Source organism: Flavobacterium xizangense, assembly GCF_054075145.1.
Map to the genome: position 1 here is coordinate 47,199 of NZ_JBSIPG010000001.1, position 16,994 is coordinate 64,192.

Here is a 16,994-nt window from a genome sequence, read left to right on the forward strand (position 1 = left end):
ATAATATAAAAATATGGGCTTAAAATGAGAATATTAAAACGAGGTTCTAAGGTTCTGAGTTGCTAAGGTTCTAAGATTTTTTCGCCACGAATTCACGAATTAGCGTAAATCATTGTCGTTTTAATATTCAATTTCTCTAATTAAAGTATTGTCTTTCTCCTTTCTTGTCATTCCGAGGAACGAGGAATGACAGATTGAGGATACCAATCAAAACTTATGAAAACAACCCCGAAACCGGTTTATTCATAATCCCGATTTTAGAATAATCAAAATTCAATTTTTCTTTTAATAATGAGGCGTAAACACTTCTAAAATCGATTTGATATTTTAAATCGCCGTTATCCAAGTCGGCTAAATTTGGATTATTGCCTAAAATTGTTCCTTTGTTGTTTCCTCCTATGATAAACATTGGCGCCGCAGTTCCATGATCGGTTCCGTTTCCGTTGTCTTTTACTCTTCTTCCAAATTCAGAAAAAACAACAATAGTCACATTCTGCAATAATTGCGCTTGTTTCAAATCCTGGTAAAAACTGTACAAAGCATCATTCAGATCAGTTAATTTTTTCTCGTGAATCGCAATTTGATTATCATGCGTATCAAATCCGCCGAGCGACGTATAATATACTTTCGAATTCAAACTCCCTTTTATCAATCTTCCAATCCATTCCAGATTTTTGGACAACTCCGTTTTTGGATAGCTAATCTCGATTTTTGATTTCGCCAAAGCTTTCTGAATTTCTTCTGAACCTTCAGTAACAGAATTGGCAATTTTTCGAACAAAATCTAAATGTGGATTATTAGACAATGTTACATTTTCTTCTTTATCTGATTTTACTTTAAATCGGTTTGGATCTTTTACCGTTATAAAATTAGGTTCGACGCCTTTTAAAGCAAGATTATCAATAGAATCTAAATTTATTCCGGCCGTCGCCTGATGTTCGTTACACTGAAGATCTAAATACCTGCCAAGCCAGCCTTCATTGATATATTTATTAGAATCTGTTGCAGTTTGCCAAATTTCCTGACTTCTAAAATGCGACCGAATCGGTTCTGGATAACCCACATTCTGAATTACAGTCAAATCTCCGTTTTGTTGCATTTGGGCAAAATCTTTTAACGAAGGATGAAATGCCATTCCTTTATTTCTACCTATAACTAAATCTTTACTTAAAGCTATTTTGGTTCTATAATCGTAATACAAAGGATCGTCGTAAGGAATAAAGGTATTCAATCCATCATTTCCACCATTCAATTGTACAAAAACAACACATTGTTCACCAATAATCAAATTATTCTGCGATCCAAAAGCGTGCAAAAATTCAGGAAGCACGAGCATTCCGCCTGTAAAAGTTCCTGTCAATGTTAGAAAATCTCTTCTGTTCATGATTACTGCTTTTAGATTAATTGATATTCTGGAAGTTTTGTGATGTAATTAAAAAGTCGGATGACGGCAAAATTGGCGTGCGCTTCTTTTGGGTCAAAATCGTATTTGAGTAAATTCTCCATGTCTTTTTGCATGGAATCATTTACATCAAATAATAATCGGTTTGACAATTGGGCAATGATTGTTTTGTTGTTTCCATTGGAATCAAAATCAATTTTCACGTCGATTTTGTCGAATTCTAGTTTTGGTTTTTCATCTTCTCCTGTCATTGTATTCAATACTTTCTTTGAAATACTTCTTCCACTGCAAAGCAAATCAGATGTATTATTTCGCTGTAAATAAATTTGAGAAGTGAGCCAAGAATTTCCCCCATCCCAGCCTTTTACATTTACCTGATTGTATAAATCCATTCCTTGTTGGCGAAGAAAAAGTGCTATCATCGCGTCATCAAAATCTTTTACTTCCAATTCATCAATCAACTGAATGATATACACCAATGGGTCTTTGATTTTGTTTCCCGAATTCTCTTTGGCATATTCTTCGGTAAAAATTTTTGTCAGCAAAGGTTGGATTTCGAAGTTTTTCTTTCGGAAATAATCGCCATAATAAGTCACTAAATCTTCAGGCGGATTATCGTAAATAAACCATTTTAGAATTTTTCGAGTAATGAGATAAGGCGTATTTTTCTGTTCGAAAATAATATCCACAAGATCATCGGATTTCCAGTTTCCCGTTTTTCCGAAATACGTTTTATCACTGTTATCTTCAGGAATTTTTCTATAAACGCCTCCTTCATCGCCATAATTTAAACCTGCGAGTGCTTTTGCGCCTTCTTTGATATCATTTTCAGAATAATTTCCAATTCCGATAGTAAACAACTCCAACAATTCCCGACTTAAATTCTCATTGTATTTGCCTTTTTTATTGTCGACATTGTCTAAATACTTTATCATCGCGTTTGACTTTACGATTTGCTTGGTTAACTCTTTAAAGTTTCCGAAAGCATGTTCGCGCAAAATCATGTTATGCTGATAAATCCAGTAATTGACTTTTACTTTTTGCGAAGTAGAGACGAAATGATTGTGCCAAAAAACAACCATATTTTCCCGAAGCGGGAATTCATCTGTTCGCATTTTATTAATCCACCATCTTCTTAATTCAATGGCCGAATAAATTTCTTTTTTTAGAATTTTCTTTTTAGCATCAGAATCAGCATCTTTTATAGCCTGCTTAAATTCTTTTAATTCGATAAGTGTTTTGGGATCGTCTTCTAAAAAAGCAGGAAGTTCTTTATCGAATTTTGAATTATAGGAATTTTTTAGAAATTTTTCTAATCCTAGTTTTTCAATTTTATCAGATTCTTTTCCAGAAAAACCCAATCGTAATGACCAAAGATTGCTTTTTTTCATAATTCAGAAATTATTACAATAAGACTTTCCTTTCTCTTAAAGGTTTAATTCTTTAAAGAAACTAAGTTGCTAAGATTCTAAGGTACTAAGTTTTAAAAATCTTTGGTAATAATTAGAACGGGGATTTCTGATCAATATTGTCATCCCGAAGAACGAGGAATCTCTGAAAGAAGCTCGACAACAGAATCGGAAAATTTCTATACATAGAATGGATTAAAATCCATCCCTACAATATCTTTTGTTGCTATGAACGTCATCAAAAAAAATGCTGTAAAACAAAAAAGCAGTTATCATTACAATAACTGCTTTCTATACATTAAGCGTAATTTCATTTAACTATAATTCCCAATCTTTTGGCTTTCTTAAAACATATCCGTCTCTTTTAGAAACCTCTAAACTAAACTGACTATCTACAAGTTTTTTTCTTCCAATGGTTATTGAGCCTTTGGCAGCTAAAGCTACCGATTGATTATGCCTTTTGGGGGGAAATGCAGCGAAAACCCTTTTATTTTTAAATATTTCATGAACTGCTTTCATCGGAGGAACTAAATCACTGTCTCCAGAAATTAACATGGCCATATCATATTTATCCTGATAAGCATCAATTAAAATTTGTGTAGCAATGTTAACGTCAGTCATTTTCTCGTTGTATGTAGGCCATACGTTACTACATCTTCTACATTCTACAGTATCAGATTGATAATTACCATAATATATTTTAACACCCGTGCTTTCTAATGCCTCTAGATAAGTACTTTGTCTTTTTTGTTTATCTGGATTATTACTAACTCTACTTGTAAAGTATTTAACTTCAACTAATACTTGATTTGACTGTAATAGATTATCTACCAAAAGCCTTAAATGTAACCATTTACAGTTATCAAATCCTGCATCTAACATACCGAAATATAAATTAAATCCATCTACATACACAATTACTCTTTCTTTTTTAACTAAAACATTTGTTTCACTCATAATTTATTCGCTATATTTGCACCACATAAACAACACTAAAGATAGCATCTTTAGTCCGACGCCTCTTTTGAGGCGTTTCTCATTTAAAGACATCAGTATTCCTTGTTTAATCCTTTTCTTACAAAAGAATAAACAAGAATAATCAATAAATACTAAAATAAAAAATAATAACCTTACCTATTAGACATTTTCTAAATGGTAAGGTTATTTATTTTAAATTAAACCTCTTTAAGACCCACACATCTCACAATCCTCAGGATCTGCAGCTTGTGCTTTAAGCAACATCGCTTTATAATCCTCAACGCTGATTGCTTCCGTTTCTGCAACTAATGATGGAGCTGTTTCTTCTTTTTTATCGTTGTTTAATGTGAACTTAATCGCATCTACAGCTGCTTTTGTTCTTAAGTAATACATTCCTGTTTTTAAACCAGACTGCCAAGCGTAGAAATGCATTGACGTTAGTTTAGAATAGTTTGCATCTTGCATGAACAAGTTCAACGATTGAGATTGGTCAATAAAGTATCCTCTTTGACGAGACATATCGATAATATCTTTCATCGACATTTCCCAAACGGTTTTGTAAAGATCTTTTAAGTCTTGTGGAATCTTATCGATGTTTTGAACAGATCCGTTATGACGCATAATTTCTTGTTTCAAATCTTCGTTCCATAAACCTAGTTTTACTAAGTCTTCTAGTAAATGTTTGTTTACTACGATAAACTCTCCAGACAATACACGACGTGTGTAAATGTTTGATGTATATGGTTCGAAAGCTTCGTTGTTTCCAAGAATCTGAGAAGTCGATGCTGTCGGCATTGGCGCCACTAATAATGAGTTACGAACTCCATGTTCCATAACTTCTTTTCTTAATGAAGCCCAGTCCCAACGGCCTGATAATTCTTCATCTTTCATTCCCCACATATTGTATTGGAATTCTCCTTTAGACATTGGAGAACCTTCAAATGTAGAATATGGCCCTTCTTCTTTTGCCATTTCCATAGAAGCGGTTACAGCTGCGAAGTATAAAGTTTCGAAAATCTCTTGGTTTAACGCTTTTGCTTCGTCACTTGTAAATGGTAAACGCAACATGATAAAAGCATCTGCTAAACCTTGTACACCTAAACCAACTGGACGGTGGCGCATGTTAGAATTTTCAGCTTCTTTTACTGGGTAATAGTTTCTGTCAATTACTTTGTTCAAGTTACGAGTTACACGTTTTGTAACGTTGTAAAGCGCTTCATGATCAAATTTTCCGTTTTCGATGAACATTGGCAACGAAATAGAAGCCAAGTTACAAACAGCAATTTCATCTTTAGAAGTAAACTCCATAATCTCTGTACACAAGTTTGAAGAACGAATAGTTCCTAAATTCTTGTGGTTCGATTTACGGTTTGCTGCATCTTTATACAACATATATGGTGTTCCAGTCTCGATTTGAGATTCCAGGATTTTCTCCCATAATTCACGAGCACGGATTGTTTTTCTTCCTTTTCCTCTAAATTCATAATCCGTGTATAATGCTTCGAATTCATCTCCGTAAACATCATATAATCCTGGACATTCGTTTGGACACATTAAAGTCCACGTTGAATCTTCCTGAACACGTTTCATGAACAAATCTGAAGTCCACATCGCGAAGAATAAATCTCTCGCACGCATTTCTTCTTTTCCTGTATTTTTCTTTAAATCTAAGAAATCAAAGATATCAGCATGCCAAGTTTCGATGTAAATCGCAAAACTTCCTTTACGTTTTCCACCACCTTGATCTACGTAACGAGCGGTATCATTGAACACTCTCAACATCGGAACAATTCCGTTTGAAGTTCCGTTTGTACCGCGAATGTAAGAACCAGTCGCACGAACGTTATGAATAGACAAACCAATTCCTCCCGCTGATTGTGAAATTTTTGCTGTTTGTTTTAATGTATCATAAATTCCGTCAATACTATCATCCTGCATTGCCAAAAGGAAACAAGAAGACATTTGAGGTTTCGGCGTTCCTGCGTTGAACAACGTTGGCGTTGCGTGCGTAAAGAACTTTTTAGACATTAAATCGTAAGTTTCAATTACCGATTTTAAATCATCTAAGTGAATACCAACAGAAACACGCATTAACATGTGCTGCGGGCGCTCAACAATTTTTCCGTTTATTTTAAGAAGATAAGAACGCTCTAAAGTTTTAAAACCAAAGTAATCGTAATTAAAGTCTCTCGTATAAATGATATGAGAATCTAAAAAAGCAGCGTTTTCCTGAATCACTTTATAAACATCATCAGCAATTAACGGCGCTTCTTGTCCGTTTCTTGGATTTACATAGTGATACATATCTTTCATCGTTTCTGAGAAAGATTTTTTTGTATTAGAATGCAGATTTGAAATTGCCACACGAGCTGCCAATTGTGCATAATCAGGATGCGCAATAGTCATTGAAGCTGCCGTCTCTGCTGCAAGATTATCAAGTTCTGAAGTCGAAACTCCATCATACAATCCTTCGATAACTCTCATCGCTACCTTTACCGGATCTACAAGCTCATTCAAGCCGTAGCACAATTTTTTGATTCTTTCTGTAATCTTATCAAACATTACGGGCTCTCTGTGGCCATCTCTTTTTACTACATACATAAGCTTACCTTTTATAGTTATTGAAAAAATGAAAGTAACTAGAAAACGAATTCCAGTTCCTAAACATTGCGTGTTTTTAAATTATTTTTCGAGAATTACAGGATTCTCAATAGTTGCCCTTTTCCAATTTGAATATCAAACCGAAAAGCCGTTAAAATTGCTATTAAATCTCCGATTTGGGTGATAGAGATTCAACCTAATAAATGTTCTGTAAATATTTAATTATGGCTTTAGATAAAATCGGCCAGAATTAAAAAATGCTGTTGTTCTAAAAATCTGCGTCAAATGAAATTTTTTGAGCATCGCTGTCTGTGTTCATCACACCAGATTTTTGATACTCGGCAACACGTTTTTCAAAGAAATTAGTTTTTCCTTGAAGAGAGATCATGTCCATGAAATCAAACGGATTCGCTGATCCATACACACGCTCACAACCTAATTCTACTAGTAATCTGTCGGCAACAAATTCTAAGTATTGCGTCATTAAAGTCGCGTTCATACCAATTAAACTTACTGGAAGAGATTCTGTAACAAACTGTCTTTCGATATCAAGAGCATCAACAATGATTTCTTTGATTCTCTCTTTCGGTACTTTGTTTACCAAATGATGATTATGCAAGTGAACTGCAAAATCACAATGTACGCCTTCGTCACGAGAAATCAACTCATTAGAAAAAGTTAAACCTGGCATTAATCCACGTTTTTTCAACCAATAAATCGAACAGAAAGCTCCTGAGAAAAAGATTCCTTCAACAGCTGCAAAAGCAATAAGTCTTTCAGCAAATGAATCTGACTCGATCCATTTTAAAGCCCATTCCGCTTTTTTAGCAATTGCAGGAAAAACTTCTAAAGCATTAAATAGTTCCGTTTTCTCAGCTTCGTCTTTGACATAAGTATCAATCAATAAAGAATACGTTTCACTGTGAATGTTTTCCATCATGATCTGAAAACCATAGAAAAACTTCGCTTCTGCGTATTGCACTTCGTTTACAAAATTCTCAGCAAGATTCTCGTTTACGATTCCGTCAGAAGCTGCAAAGAATGCAAGGATATGTTTGATGAAATATCTTTCATCATCATTTAATTTGTTATTCCAGTCTGTCAAATCCTGGTGCAAGTCGATTTCTTCCGCAGTCCAAAAACTAGCTTCCATCTTTTTGTACCATTCCCAAATATCATGATGTTTAATTGGAAAAATAACGAAACGATTTTTATTTTCTTGTAATATTGGTTCGACTTGTGACATGACAATTTTTGTTTAATTTTTATACTGAAACTTTACTAATTCAGTAGACTACAAAGATTGTCAATTATCGCTAAAAATGAAAGTCAAACTTATTCACAATTCGACGTAGTTTTTAACAACGCCGAAAATTTGAAATGATTTTCATACAATAATTAATTTATTACAAATGAACACTTTAAAAGCATAAATAGCATCTTGAAGCCCCGTAGAATATAGACTTTTTGAAATAAAAAGCAAGAAATTTTAAATTGTTTTTAAAAGTTTTTTTTGAGCTAAAACTTTATTTTTTTTGAGTTAAAACGCGCTCTCGCAAAAGGGTATTTTTTACATTTGACTTTTACGAGTTTTTAAGTTCCTCAGCAACTTTCTCAAGTTCCAAATACCAATCTTCACCAAAGCGGCGAATCAAAGCTTCTTTAACAAATTTGTAAACCGGAACTTCTAATTCTTTACCCAAAGAACAGGCATCATCACAAATATCCCATTTATCGTAATTCACCGCAGCAAATTCTGTAAAATCTTTCACACGGATTGGATATAAATGACATGAAACTGGTTTTTTCCAGTCTACAATTCCTTGATTATAAGCTTGCTCAATGCCGCAAAGTGCCGTTTTTCCGTCAAAAATTACGTAAGCACAATCTTTATTATCAATAAGCGGCGTTTCAAGATCCCCGTCTGTTCCTTTTACCCAAGTCCCTTGTGCCTCAATAGCAGCAATACCTTCTTTTCTTAAAAAAGGCTTTACTTTTGGGTAAATCTCTTCCAAAATTTTAGTTTCAGCTTCATTCAGAGGCGCGCCCGCATTTCCATCGACGCAACAAGCCCCTTTGCATGCTGATAAATTACAAACAAATTCTTTTTCGAGGATATCCTCTGATACTATGGTTTTTCCTAATTGAAACATTTTGCAAAGGTAGCTAAAGATTCAGGAAATAAAAACCGCTCATCAATATATGTTCACAAACCTAACTAATTTAGAATGTTACCATTTTACCTACATAAATTTATAGTCGGATTTAGTAAATGTGTAAGCACTTTTTTCTAAACTGAGGCATTTCATCGTAGTTACTTTTCTGCTTTTTAAATCCTTCATTGTCATATCCATTAATAAGGTATGATCTTCGGGTTTAAAATAATTCGATAATCCTTCGGGCATTTTCCAGCCTTTCTGATTTTTGAACATATCGCCAAAGCTCACTTTTGCCTCGCTCGTGTAATAACAAATAATATCGTATTCATCATTTGTCATCTCAATTCCTTTACAATTGTAACCTAAAAAAGTTTTGTTTGGAAGTGTCTTATAAGTGAATTTTGATTTCTCTCCTTCTTTTTTCGCCATTTCTGTATAATCAGGCATTTTTGAAGCCGATGCCATTTTTTCCTTGCCGTTTCCAAAAGCAGTTACCGTAATACTGTTTTTAGAATCCATAATCATAAACATATCCTGACCTTGTCCCTGAGAAATATTCATTCCGAAATAAGCAGCATTAGGTTCCAGCAAATAATTTGCGTTCATCGCTTTTCCTTCATCGGTCTTAATTTCCATTATATATTTCCAACTGAAATTATAGGAATTTGGCACAACCGGGGGATCAACCTTATTTTTACCGTAACTTAAAACGGCATTTTCCATATTTACATTTTGATCAGCAGTTCCACTACCATTTTGGCTTTTTTGTTGCGCTGCTTTTTTAATTTGTTGCCAGATTTGGGCTTGTGAGCTATTTGACGAAAACAACAGACACAAGAAAACTATAACAAACATCATCTTTTTCATAATCTTTCCTTTTTAAGTTACAACAAATTTAGTAATTGATTTTCAGTAAGTTATATTTTTTTACGTTTTGTTTTTTTTTGTTTTTGTACAGACAAATAGCGAAATAAATTAAGTTCCAAAACAAACCGCCGTTTTTCCTTCAAATGTATAATTTAATCATCGCAATGTTACAAATATCACATTTTACACATATAAACAATGTTTTTATAACAAAAATACAATGTGTCAAAAAATCACCTAACTTTATTACCTACTTTTGCACCAAATTATTAATCGCTTAAAATCAGAGCTATATGTTAGAAATTGACTTTAAAGAAATTATTACGGTTGGAATGGTACTTTTTGCAGTAATTGATATTGTAGGATCAATTCCGATTATTGTGAATTTACGAGCAAAAGTTGGACATATCGACTCGGAAAAAGCTTCATTAGTCGCAGGCATGATTATGATTGTTTTTCTATTCGTTGGAGAAGGACTATTGAATTTAATTGGTATTGATGTACATTCATTTGCCGTTGCCGGATCTTTTGTATTATTCTTTCTTGCTTTAGAAATGATTTTAGGAATCAGAATTTATCGTGATGAAGAGCCAGGATCTGCCTCTATTGTTCCTTTAGCGTTTCCACTTATTGCCGGAGCCGGAACCATGACGACTTTATTATCACTTCGATCTCAATTTCACACCATCAATATTATTATCGCCATTTTACTAAATATTATACTGGTTTACATTGTTTTAAAATCGTCTAAGAAAATTGAAACGCTATTGGGTGAAAACGGACTGGGCGTGGTCCGCAAGACATTTGGCGTCATACTTTTAGCGATTGCTGTTAAATTATTCGCTGCTAATGTTAAAGGTTTGTTTGTCTAACATTTATTTTTATACTTTTACCCCATAAAATTTCTAAAAGCGAAACTTTAAGCTCTTTTTTAAAGATTTTGCTTTAATTATTTTAAACAAAAAACAACCAGATGAAAATTTTTACTTCAATATTAGTGCTTTTGGCATTGGCTTTAATTGTTTTTAATATTACGCTATTAGACTTTAAAAACCCTTTTCAGGGCGACAGCATGGTAGCTTTTATTGGAATCGTCGCTTCTTTCTGCGCCGTATTAATTCTTTTGATTTTTAGAATTTCAAAAAGAATTGAAGAAAAAACAAACGGCAGATAACAATGTTTGACGTTTTAATTATTGGTGGAGGAGTATCAGGAATGTCTTGTGCTCTCGTTTTAGGCTCTGCTAAAAATAAAGCTTTTGTTACAGATAAGAAAATCGGAATTTTTACACATCAAAAGAATTCTTCTCTACAGGAGGCAATCTTCTACAATGCTTATGGCATTACACCAGGAAAATTAGGCTCTGAATTACTTACAGAAAGCACGAAGGATTTAGCAACTACTTATCCGCATATTACTCAAATTGCAAATGAAAAAGTAATTAAAGTTGAAGGGCAATTTCCTGAATTTACTGTAACAACAAATAAAAACTCTTATAAAGCAAAAAGTATCGTTGTCGGAATTGGTTCTGCCAATACTTTTGACATTGAAGGTTTAATGCAGTTTGTTGAACCTCACAAAAAAGCACTTCCAGAAAAACAGCGAATTCAACTTAAAAACGAAGATCATAAAGTTGCTGAAGGTATTTATGTAATTGGAACTTTAGCGGGCTGGAGAAGTCAATTAGCCATTGCTGCTGGAAGCGGTGCCGCAGTTGCTACAGATATTCTTACTTTATGGAATAACGGTGTACAGACTCATTCACACGACAGTATTCGATAAAATTTAAAACATAAGTTTTTTTTTATTTTCAACCATTAAGAAATTAAGGCAAATTAAGTTTTTGCAGTTAATAAACTTAATTTTGAGCTATCACAAGAAATTAAGCATATAAAAAAACCATTAAGGGATTAAGTAAAAAGCTTTGAAGCTTAATAAACTTAATCCCTTAATGGTTTAAAGTTTTATAATGCGCTTATTTCACCGAGATAATCTGCGTAACCTTAATATGGTTTTCATCCTCAGATTTCCAGAATTCTCCTTTTACTGAAACTTCATCACCAATTTTTACTTGTTTGTAATTTTGCGGTCCGCCTACGTTTACGATACTGATTGTAGCAAAATAAACTTCTTTTTGAGCTGTGTTGATTTTAGCTGTGTAGCCGTCTTTACCGCCTTCAATTGATTCTACTTTTCCTGAAACTGTTTTTGTTGCGTCTTTCGCACCAGCGCAAGAAACTATAAAAGTCATCAACAATACAAGTAAACCTATTCTTTTTAAACTTTTCATCTTTTATATTTTAATTGCAAATTACGCTAAAGCATTTATTATGCTTGCTACCTTCTGTTTTAAGTTAATATTATTTTTAAACCAAAATTTATGCCAATGGAATGCAGCTTCCAGCAACAACTTTTAAATTTTCATCAAATTGTTTCCAAACCCTGATATATTTCAAAACACCATTTAGTGGAGTATTATCATAAGTCCCTTTTAATGAAACTACTACAGTTACAACAGCTATATCATCAATTATATTAATAATTTGATCTGAAGCTTCTAATGATTCGACTTGCATTTTTCCCGAACGATAGGAATCTAAATCGGAATCTTTTGTAATTGTATTTCCGTCAGGTAAATTGAAAAGTAAATCGTCGTGAAGGATTTTTTCTAGAGTTGAAACATCAGCATTTTTAATGGCTGTCAAAAGTTCGATTTCAGCATTTACAACGGCTTCTGTTTTCATATTTTAAATGTTTCAGGATTGTTTTTTTGGACTCAAAACCGACTTGATCATCGCGTCTTCTTTTAAAACTACATTATAATAATATATTTCGCCAAACAATTGTCTTGCAAATTCAGCTGTTATATAACGGTTTACCAAGGCTTTAGTTTTATCTAATTTCAAATCAAGACCCGTTATTGCTACGTAGTTTTTGAACTTTTTAAAATAAACATCTGAGTTTTTCATTTCGGCTAAAAATTCATTAAAATGAAGTCCGGCAAATGCTTTTCGGTTTTTATCCAATTCTTCAAAAACAAAATGGCCTACAATTCCGGTTTGAAGCAAATACGCAACATTTTCATTTCCATGTTCTGCTTCCATCGGAACAAAAACATCTGGAACTATTCCGCCGCCGCCGTAAACGATTTTACCTTTTGGTGTTTTGAATTTCAAAGAATCCGCCACTTTGATACTGTCTTTTGCATAAAGTTCTCCTGATTTTATTCTGGATTCTGATTCTTTAAAATATTCTTCATTTCCTTTTTTATACGGCTTTTGAATCGATCTTCCGGTTGGCGTATAATAACGTGCCACAGTCAATCTTACCGCTGATCCGTCATTAAAATCCATTTCACGCTGCACCAAACCTTTCCCAAAAGAACGACGTCCGACAATAATACCTCGATCATTATCCTGAATTGCTCCGGCTAAAATTTCACTTGCTGAAGCGCTGTTTTCATTTATTAAAACATAAACTTTACCGGTTTCAAAACTTCCTGCTTTTGTTGCATATGTTTTTTCAGTAGTACCATTTTTATTTTTCGTAAAAACAATCAACTGTTTGTCTTTCAAAAGCTCATCGGCAATTGCTACAGCTTCTTCCATATAACCGCCGCCGTTGTCTCGAAGATCAATTATCAGCGACTGAATTCCACTTTGTTTTAATCTCGTTAAACCGGTTTTAAACTCATTATAAGTCGTTTCGGCAAATCGGTTTATTTTGATATAACCTATATAATTTCCGACCAATACAGACACATCAACGCTTTTTATCGGAATAACATCTCTTCTTACTTTAAATTTCAGTTTCTTTTGCTCTGATTTTCTAAAAACGGTAAGCTCAATTTCAGAACCCTGAAGTCCTTTTAATTTGGAAAACAAACTATCAGAAGGCAATTTTCGTCCAAATAATTTTGTTTTTCCGGCAAATAAAATTCGATCCCCTGATTTTAATCCCGCTTTCGCAGAAGGCCCATTTTCGATAGGTTTTATAATCGCAACTGAATCTTTATACATATAAAAATTAATTCCGATTCCAACAAAATCGCCTTTCATGCTTTCGGCAACTTCGGCTTGTTCGCTTGGCGGAATATAAACAGAGTGCGGATCTAATTTGGAAAGAATATTATCAACTGTAAGATTTACAATTGAATCTGTATTGATACTGTCGACATATTCATTATTGATAAAATCGATCAGTTTATTTAATTTGGTTTTAGAGTAATTTTTAGCCAAAAGCTGATCATCTGCGGGAGCATTCATCAAGCTTCCGAGCACCGTTCCAAGAGCAAAAGTTGCTCCAATGACAATTGGCAAATATTTTGGATTAAATTTCATTACTCTTCTAAAACAGGAATATGTTCGACTTCGATACCTGCTTTTATTAAAAATTGAATTCCAGAATCATCACGATATCCATCTTTATACACCACTCTTTTTATTCCCGACTGATGTATTAATTTACTGCATTCTTTACAAGGCGAAAGTGTGATATATAAAGTTGCGCCTTCGCAAGATTGTGTCGACCGTGCTACTTTCAAAATTGCATTTGCTTCGGCATGCAATACATCCCAACGGGTTAAACCTTCTTCATCTTCGCAGCAATTTTCAAATCCCGACGGCGTACCATTGTATCCATCAGAGATAATCATTCGGTCTTTTACGATAATGGCGCCTACTTGTTTGCGTTTGCAATAAGAAAGCAAACTCCATTCTTTCGCAATTCTCAAATAAGCTTTATCGTATTTGTTTAATTTTTTTATTTCCATTTATTTTATCTGTTCCAAATAGGGCTTTCGATAATCATCGGAATCACAACTCCAACAATAAAAGCCGACATTACAAGTGCCCAATCGCGTTTTGAAAAACGAAATACGGTTTGCACTATATATGATAGTACCAAAACTACAAAAACTACAACTAACTGCGCTGCTTCGATTCCTAATGCAAATTCTCCTAAAGGTACTAATTTTGACGTTGCGGTACCACCTAAAATTGTTTTAAAATAATTTGAGAATCCAAGTCCGTGAATTATTCCAAAAAACAACGTAACCATAAAAATTAAATTTACACCTTCATTTTTAGTAGCTTTTCCTGCCGTAAACAAATGATATAAAGCTGTTATCAAAATGGTAATCGGAATTAAAAATTCGACCAAATTTACTTTGACAGCAATTATTCCGAAAACCGAAAGTATTAAAGCTAAAGTATGACCAATTGTAAAAACAGAAACAAGCAACAAAATGCGTTTCCAGTCTTTAAATGAATACGGAACTGTTAGTGCGATTAAAAAAAGAACGTGATCGTAGGCGTGGATATCTAAAACGTGTTTTAATCCTATCTGAAAATAAATCCAAAATTCTGACATAGGGGTTGTAATATTAAATGATTAGGGGATGTAAACTTACGATTTATTTTGAAAATGTCGTGAAGTCCTCCTCTAAAACAACGCAGAAAAATAAGTTAAATTTTATGAGAAATTTAAAATTATAAATTAAAATAACTTTTATCTTTGTTTAACAAAAATCTTAATTAATTATGTCATTTTCAGAATTATTTGATAGCGAATTCAAGCAAAGAAACAAAGGGCACTTTTCAGCTATCGTTCGTGTAGCGTTAGCAGATGGAGTTGTTTATCCAGAAGAAAAAGCCTTCTTAGACAAACTTGCTTCTCGTTTAGAAATTACAGAATCGGAATACGAAGAAATTCTTAGCGATCCATTAAAATATCCAATCAATCCACCTTATTCATATGTTCAGCGTTTAGAGCGTTTATATGATTTAACAAGAATGGTACATGTTGATCATCATCTTGAAGATAAACAAGAAGTATTGTTAAAAAAGATAAGTGTTGCGCTAGGATTCACGCCAAGCAACGTAGATTATATCATTGCAAAAGCATTGTCATTAGTTGACCAAAAAGTTGACGGCGACACTTTTATCTATGAAATGCAGCACATGCATAAATAATAGTTTTTCAGTTTTCGGTCGTAGTTTATAGTTACATAATCGAAAAATTGAAATACATTTTAAATTATAAACCCGACATATTTTTGAAATATGTCGGGTTTTTTCATAAAACTGAATTGTGTATTAATCCTTAATTAATTTCAAATTCAATTTTCCGTATTGATTTTGAGAATCATTTGCGGTAATTTCATAAGTATAGCTTCCTTTTTCCAATGGTGTTTCTCCAACATAATCAATAGGTTGTAATGTATAAGTTTTCCCTTCAATTTGTAATTCAACAAATGCGTAGCTATACGCAAACGAAAAACCTTTATAGTTTGTCTTCTGACCAGAATTTACATTCTCAAAATTCACATTGCCAGTTGTAGTATTTACTGTAATATTTTGAAAATTGAATTTACTGGCATTTGACAATCGAATTCTTAACTCAGACGAATCTTCCTTAGAAAAACGAGATGACGAATCATCACTAGAACAACCAAATAAAGCAAAAACCAAGACAACTAAAACAAATATATTTTTCATAAGTCTATTTTATTTAATAGATATTGAAAACACAAAAAGGTTGCGTAAAAGAATCTTACCGCTATTCAATCTCTGCCATAAATTCTTCGGCTTTTTCAACCATATTTTTGCTTCCGCAGAAAAACGGAACTCTTTGGTGCAATTCTGTCGGCTGGATTTCCATAATTCTTCCAAAACCGTCTGTTGCTTTTCCTCCCGCCTGTTCCGCAATAAATGCCATCGGATTACATTCATATAACAAACGTAGTTTTCCTTTTGGCGCTTTTGAACTTGTCGGATAAATATAAATACCACCTTTAATCATATTTCGGTGAAAATCGGCTACTAAACTTCCTATATATCGTGACGTATAAGGTCTGTCCTCTTCTTCACGCTGACAATATTTAATGTAATTTTTTACTCCTTGCGGAAAATGAACATAGTTCCCTTCGTTTACCGAATAGATATTTCCGTTTTCCGGAAACCTCATATTTGGATGCGAAAGATAAAATGTACCAATTGCCGGATTCAATGTAAAACCATTTACTCCATGTCCAGTTGTATAAACCAGCATTGTTGAAGTTCCATAAATTACATAACCTGCTGCCACTTGATTGATTCCCGGTTGTAAAAAATCCTCGATTGTTACCGGAGTTCCTATTTGCGTTATTCTTCTGAAAACAGAAAAAATCGTTCCTACAGAAACATTTACATCAATGTTTGAAGATCCGTCAAGTGGATCCATCAAGATCACGTACTTATTATTATGACTGTTGTCGCTCCCCTGAACAGTTATAAAATCGTCGTTTTCTTCTGAAGCAATACCACAGACAATCTCACGGTTTATTAACGTCTGGATAAATACTTCGTTGGCATACACATCTAATTTTTGCTGGTCTTCTCCCTGAATATTCTGTTCGCCTGCCGCGCCAATAATATCCACAAGTCCTGCTTGGTTAACTTTATAGTTCACGACTTTTGCCGCCAAACGTATAGAGTTAATAATCCGGGAAAGTTCTCCCGACGAATACTGAAATGCTTTTTGGTTCTCAATAATAAACTCTCCCAGTGTTTTATTGCGTTCTTCCATTGCTATATCGTT

General features: G+C 33.6%; 18 protein-coding genes. 4 read left to right on the plus strand and 14 right to left on the minus strand.

Translation table 11 applies throughout. The annotated features are described in order from the left end of the window. Window positions 1–214: 214 nt before the first annotated feature. From ACWA1B_RS00195 to ACWA1B_RS00225, 7 genes are all read right to left on the minus strand, one after another. On the minus strand, window positions 215–1,384 hold the full coding sequence (locus tag ACWA1B_RS00195) for a DUF1501 domain-containing protein (protein WP_456903720.1): 1,170 nt from the start codon (window positions 1,382–1,384) through the stop codon (window positions 215–217). 11 nt (window positions 1,385–1,395) lie between these two features. Then, window positions 1,396–2,793 carry a DUF1800 domain-containing protein gene (locus ACWA1B_RS00200; RefSeq protein ID WP_456903722.1) on the minus strand — a complete coding sequence of 466 codons (1,398 nt, stop codon included), beginning with the start codon at window positions 2,791–2,793 and terminating at the stop codon, window positions 1,396–1,398. A 336-nt stretch (window positions 2,794–3,129) separates the two neighbouring features. Further along, entirely contained in the window at window positions 3,130–3,768 is a 639-nt protein-coding gene (locus tag ACWA1B_RS00205) for an NYN domain-containing protein (RefSeq protein WP_456903723.1), read from the minus strand. A 228-nt stretch (window positions 3,769–3,996) separates the two neighbouring features. Next, on the minus strand, window positions 3,997–6,390 hold the full coding sequence (locus tag ACWA1B_RS00210; protein WP_456903725.1) for a ribonucleoside-diphosphate reductase subunit alpha: 2,394 nt from the start codon (window positions 6,388–6,390) through the stop codon (window positions 3,997–3,999). A 268-nt stretch (window positions 6,391–6,658) separates the two neighbouring features. Further along, the gene (locus ACWA1B_RS00215; RefSeq protein WP_142451695.1) at window positions 6,659–7,636 is read right to left on the minus strand and encodes a ribonucleotide-diphosphate reductase subunit beta; all 978 of its coding nucleotides are present in this window, start codon (window positions 7,634–7,636) and stop codon (window positions 6,659–6,661) included. Between the two features lie 337 nt (window positions 7,637–7,973). Further along, the gene (locus ACWA1B_RS00220) at window positions 7,974–8,543 is read right to left on the minus strand and encodes a DUF3109 family protein (protein WP_456903728.1); all 570 of its coding nucleotides are present in this window, start codon (window positions 8,541–8,543) and stop codon (window positions 7,974–7,976) included. A 90-nt stretch (window positions 8,544–8,633) separates the two neighbouring features. Further along, window positions 8,634–9,416, minus strand: a complete 783-nt coding sequence (locus tag ACWA1B_RS00225) for a hypothetical protein (protein ID WP_456903730.1) — start codon at window positions 9,414–9,416, stop codon at window positions 8,634–8,636. Between the two features lie 293 nt (window positions 9,417–9,709). On the opposite strand from ACWA1B_RS00225, the gene ACWA1B_RS00230 reads away from it, so the two are divergent. From ACWA1B_RS00230 to ACWA1B_RS00240, 3 genes are all read left to right on the plus strand, one after another. Then, window positions 9,710–10,288 carry a MarC family protein gene (locus tag ACWA1B_RS00230; protein WP_035653377.1) on the plus strand — a complete coding sequence of 193 codons (579 nt, stop codon included), beginning with the start codon at window positions 9,710–9,712 and terminating at the stop codon, window positions 10,286–10,288. A 101-nt stretch (window positions 10,289–10,389) separates the two neighbouring features. After that, entirely contained in the window at window positions 10,390–10,590 is a 201-nt protein-coding gene (locus ACWA1B_RS00235; protein WP_035653375.1) for a hypothetical protein, read from the plus strand. A 2-nt stretch (window positions 10,591–10,592) separates the two neighbouring features. Then, a complete protein-coding gene (locus tag ACWA1B_RS00240) occupies window positions 10,593–11,198 on the plus strand; it encodes an FAD-dependent oxidoreductase (RefSeq protein WP_456903732.1) in 606 nt (201 codons plus the stop codon). 193 nt (window positions 11,199–11,391) lie between these two features. Here the strand turns inward: ACWA1B_RS00240 and ACWA1B_RS00245 are convergent, their stop codons facing one another. The 5 genes from ACWA1B_RS00245 to ACWA1B_RS00265 form a co-directional block, all read right to left on the minus strand. Beyond that, the gene (locus ACWA1B_RS00245; RefSeq protein ID WP_456903734.1) at window positions 11,392–11,706 is read right to left on the minus strand and encodes a hypothetical protein; all 315 of its coding nucleotides are present in this window, start codon (window positions 11,704–11,706) and stop codon (window positions 11,392–11,394) included. 88 nt (window positions 11,707–11,794) lie between these two features. Next, window positions 11,795–12,160, minus strand: coding sequence for a nuclear transport factor 2 family protein (locus tag ACWA1B_RS00250; RefSeq protein ID WP_456903736.1), 366 nt, complete (start codon window positions 12,158–12,160; stop codon window positions 11,795–11,797). Window positions 12,161–12,172: 12 nt separating this feature from the next. Further along, on the minus strand, window positions 12,173–13,756 hold the full coding sequence (locus ACWA1B_RS00255) for a S41 family peptidase (RefSeq protein ID WP_456903738.1): 1,584 nt from the start codon (window positions 13,754–13,756) through the stop codon (window positions 12,173–12,175). Then, window positions 13,756–14,187, minus strand: a complete 432-nt coding sequence (locus ACWA1B_RS00260; protein ID WP_132987561.1) for a deoxycytidylate deaminase — start codon at window positions 14,185–14,187, stop codon at window positions 13,756–13,758. The genes ACWA1B_RS00255 and ACWA1B_RS00260 overlap by 1 nt, the downstream gene beginning before the upstream one ends. A gap of 5 nt (window positions 14,188–14,192) precedes the next feature. Further along, window positions 14,193–14,786, minus strand: coding sequence for a HupE/UreJ family protein (locus ACWA1B_RS00265; RefSeq protein WP_035653361.1), 594 nt, complete (start codon window positions 14,784–14,786; stop codon window positions 14,193–14,195). 170 nt (window positions 14,787–14,956) lie between these two features. Here ACWA1B_RS00265 and ACWA1B_RS00270 point away from each other — a divergent pair, with 170 nt between their 5' ends. Then, a complete protein-coding gene (locus tag ACWA1B_RS00270) occupies window positions 14,957–15,388 on the plus strand; it encodes a TerB family tellurite resistance protein (RefSeq protein WP_035653359.1) in 432 nt (143 codons plus the stop codon). 123 nt (window positions 15,389–15,511) lie between these two features. Here the strand turns inward: ACWA1B_RS00270 and ACWA1B_RS00275 are convergent, their stop codons facing one another. Beyond that, window positions 15,512–15,913, minus strand: coding sequence for a hypothetical protein (locus ACWA1B_RS00275; protein ID WP_456903740.1), 402 nt, complete (start codon window positions 15,911–15,913; stop codon window positions 15,512–15,514). Between the two features lie 61 nt (window positions 15,914–15,974). After that, window positions 15,975–16,982 (minus strand): class 1 fructose-bisphosphatase, encoded by a 1,008-nt coding sequence (gene fbp / locus ACWA1B_RS00280; RefSeq protein ID WP_456903742.1) that lies wholly within the window; start codon window positions 16,980–16,982, stop codon window positions 15,975–15,977. Window positions 16,983–16,994: the final 12 nt, after the last annotated feature.

Bases quoted from the DNA above. Each gene is read 5' to 3' on its own strand.
- ACWA1B_RS00195 (WP_456903720.1), bottom strand. From the start codon at position 1,384: ATGAACAGAAGAGATTTTCTAACATTGACAGGAACTTTTACAGGCGGA.
- ACWA1B_RS00200 (WP_456903722.1), bottom strand. From the start codon at position 2,793: ATGAAAAAAAGCAATCTTTGGTCATTACGATTGGGTTTTTCTGGAAAA.
- ACWA1B_RS00205 (WP_456903723.1), bottom strand. From the start codon at position 3,768: ATGAGTGAAACAAATGTTTTAGTTAAAAAAGAAAGAGTAATTGTGTAT.
- ACWA1B_RS00210 (WP_456903725.1), bottom strand. From the start codon at position 6,390: ATGTATGTAGTAAAAAGAGATGGCCACAGAGAGCCCGTAATGTTTGAT.
- ACWA1B_RS00215 (WP_142451695.1), bottom strand. From the start codon at position 7,636: ATGTCACAAGTCGAACCAATATTACAAGAAAATAAAAATCGTTTCGTT.
- ACWA1B_RS00220 (WP_456903728.1), bottom strand. From the start codon at position 8,543: ATGTTTCAATTAGGAAAAACCATAGTATCAGAGGATATCCTCGAAAAA.
- ACWA1B_RS00225 (WP_456903730.1), bottom strand. From the start codon at position 9,416: ATGAAAAAGATGATGTTTGTTATAGTTTTCTTGTGTCTGTTGTTTTCG.
- ACWA1B_RS00230 (WP_035653377.1), top strand. From the start codon at position 9,710: ATGTTAGAAATTGACTTTAAAGAAATTATTACGGTTGGAATGGTACTT.
- ACWA1B_RS00235 (WP_035653375.1), top strand. From the start codon at position 10,390: ATGAAAATTTTTACTTCAATATTAGTGCTTTTGGCATTGGCTTTAATT.
- ACWA1B_RS00240 (WP_456903732.1), top strand. From the start codon at position 10,593: ATGTTTGACGTTTTAATTATTGGTGGAGGAGTATCAGGAATGTCTTGT.
- ACWA1B_RS00245 (WP_456903734.1), bottom strand. From the start codon at position 11,706: ATGAAAAGTTTAAAAAGAATAGGTTTACTTGTATTGTTGATGACTTTT.
- ACWA1B_RS00250 (WP_456903736.1), bottom strand. From the start codon at position 12,160: ATGAAAACAGAAGCCGTTGTAAATGCTGAAATCGAACTTTTGACAGCC.
- ACWA1B_RS00255 (WP_456903738.1), bottom strand. From the start codon at position 13,756: ATGAAATTTAATCCAAAATATTTGCCAATTGTCATTGGAGCAACTTTT.
- ACWA1B_RS00260 (WP_132987561.1), bottom strand. From the start codon at position 14,187: ATGGAAATAAAAAAATTAAACAAATACGATAAAGCTTATTTGAGAATT.
- ACWA1B_RS00265 (WP_035653361.1), bottom strand. From the start codon at position 14,786: ATGTCAGAATTTTGGATTTATTTTCAGATAGGATTAAAACACGTTTTA.
- ACWA1B_RS00270 (WP_035653359.1), top strand. From the start codon at position 14,957: ATGTCATTTTCAGAATTATTTGATAGCGAATTCAAGCAAAGAAACAAA.
- ACWA1B_RS00275 (WP_456903740.1), bottom strand. From the start codon at position 15,913: ATGAAAAATATATTTGTTTTAGTTGTCTTGGTTTTTGCTTTATTTGGT.
- fbp (WP_456903742.1), bottom strand. From the start codon at position 16,982: ATGGAAGAACGCAATAAAACACTGGGAGAGTTTATTATTGAGAACCAA.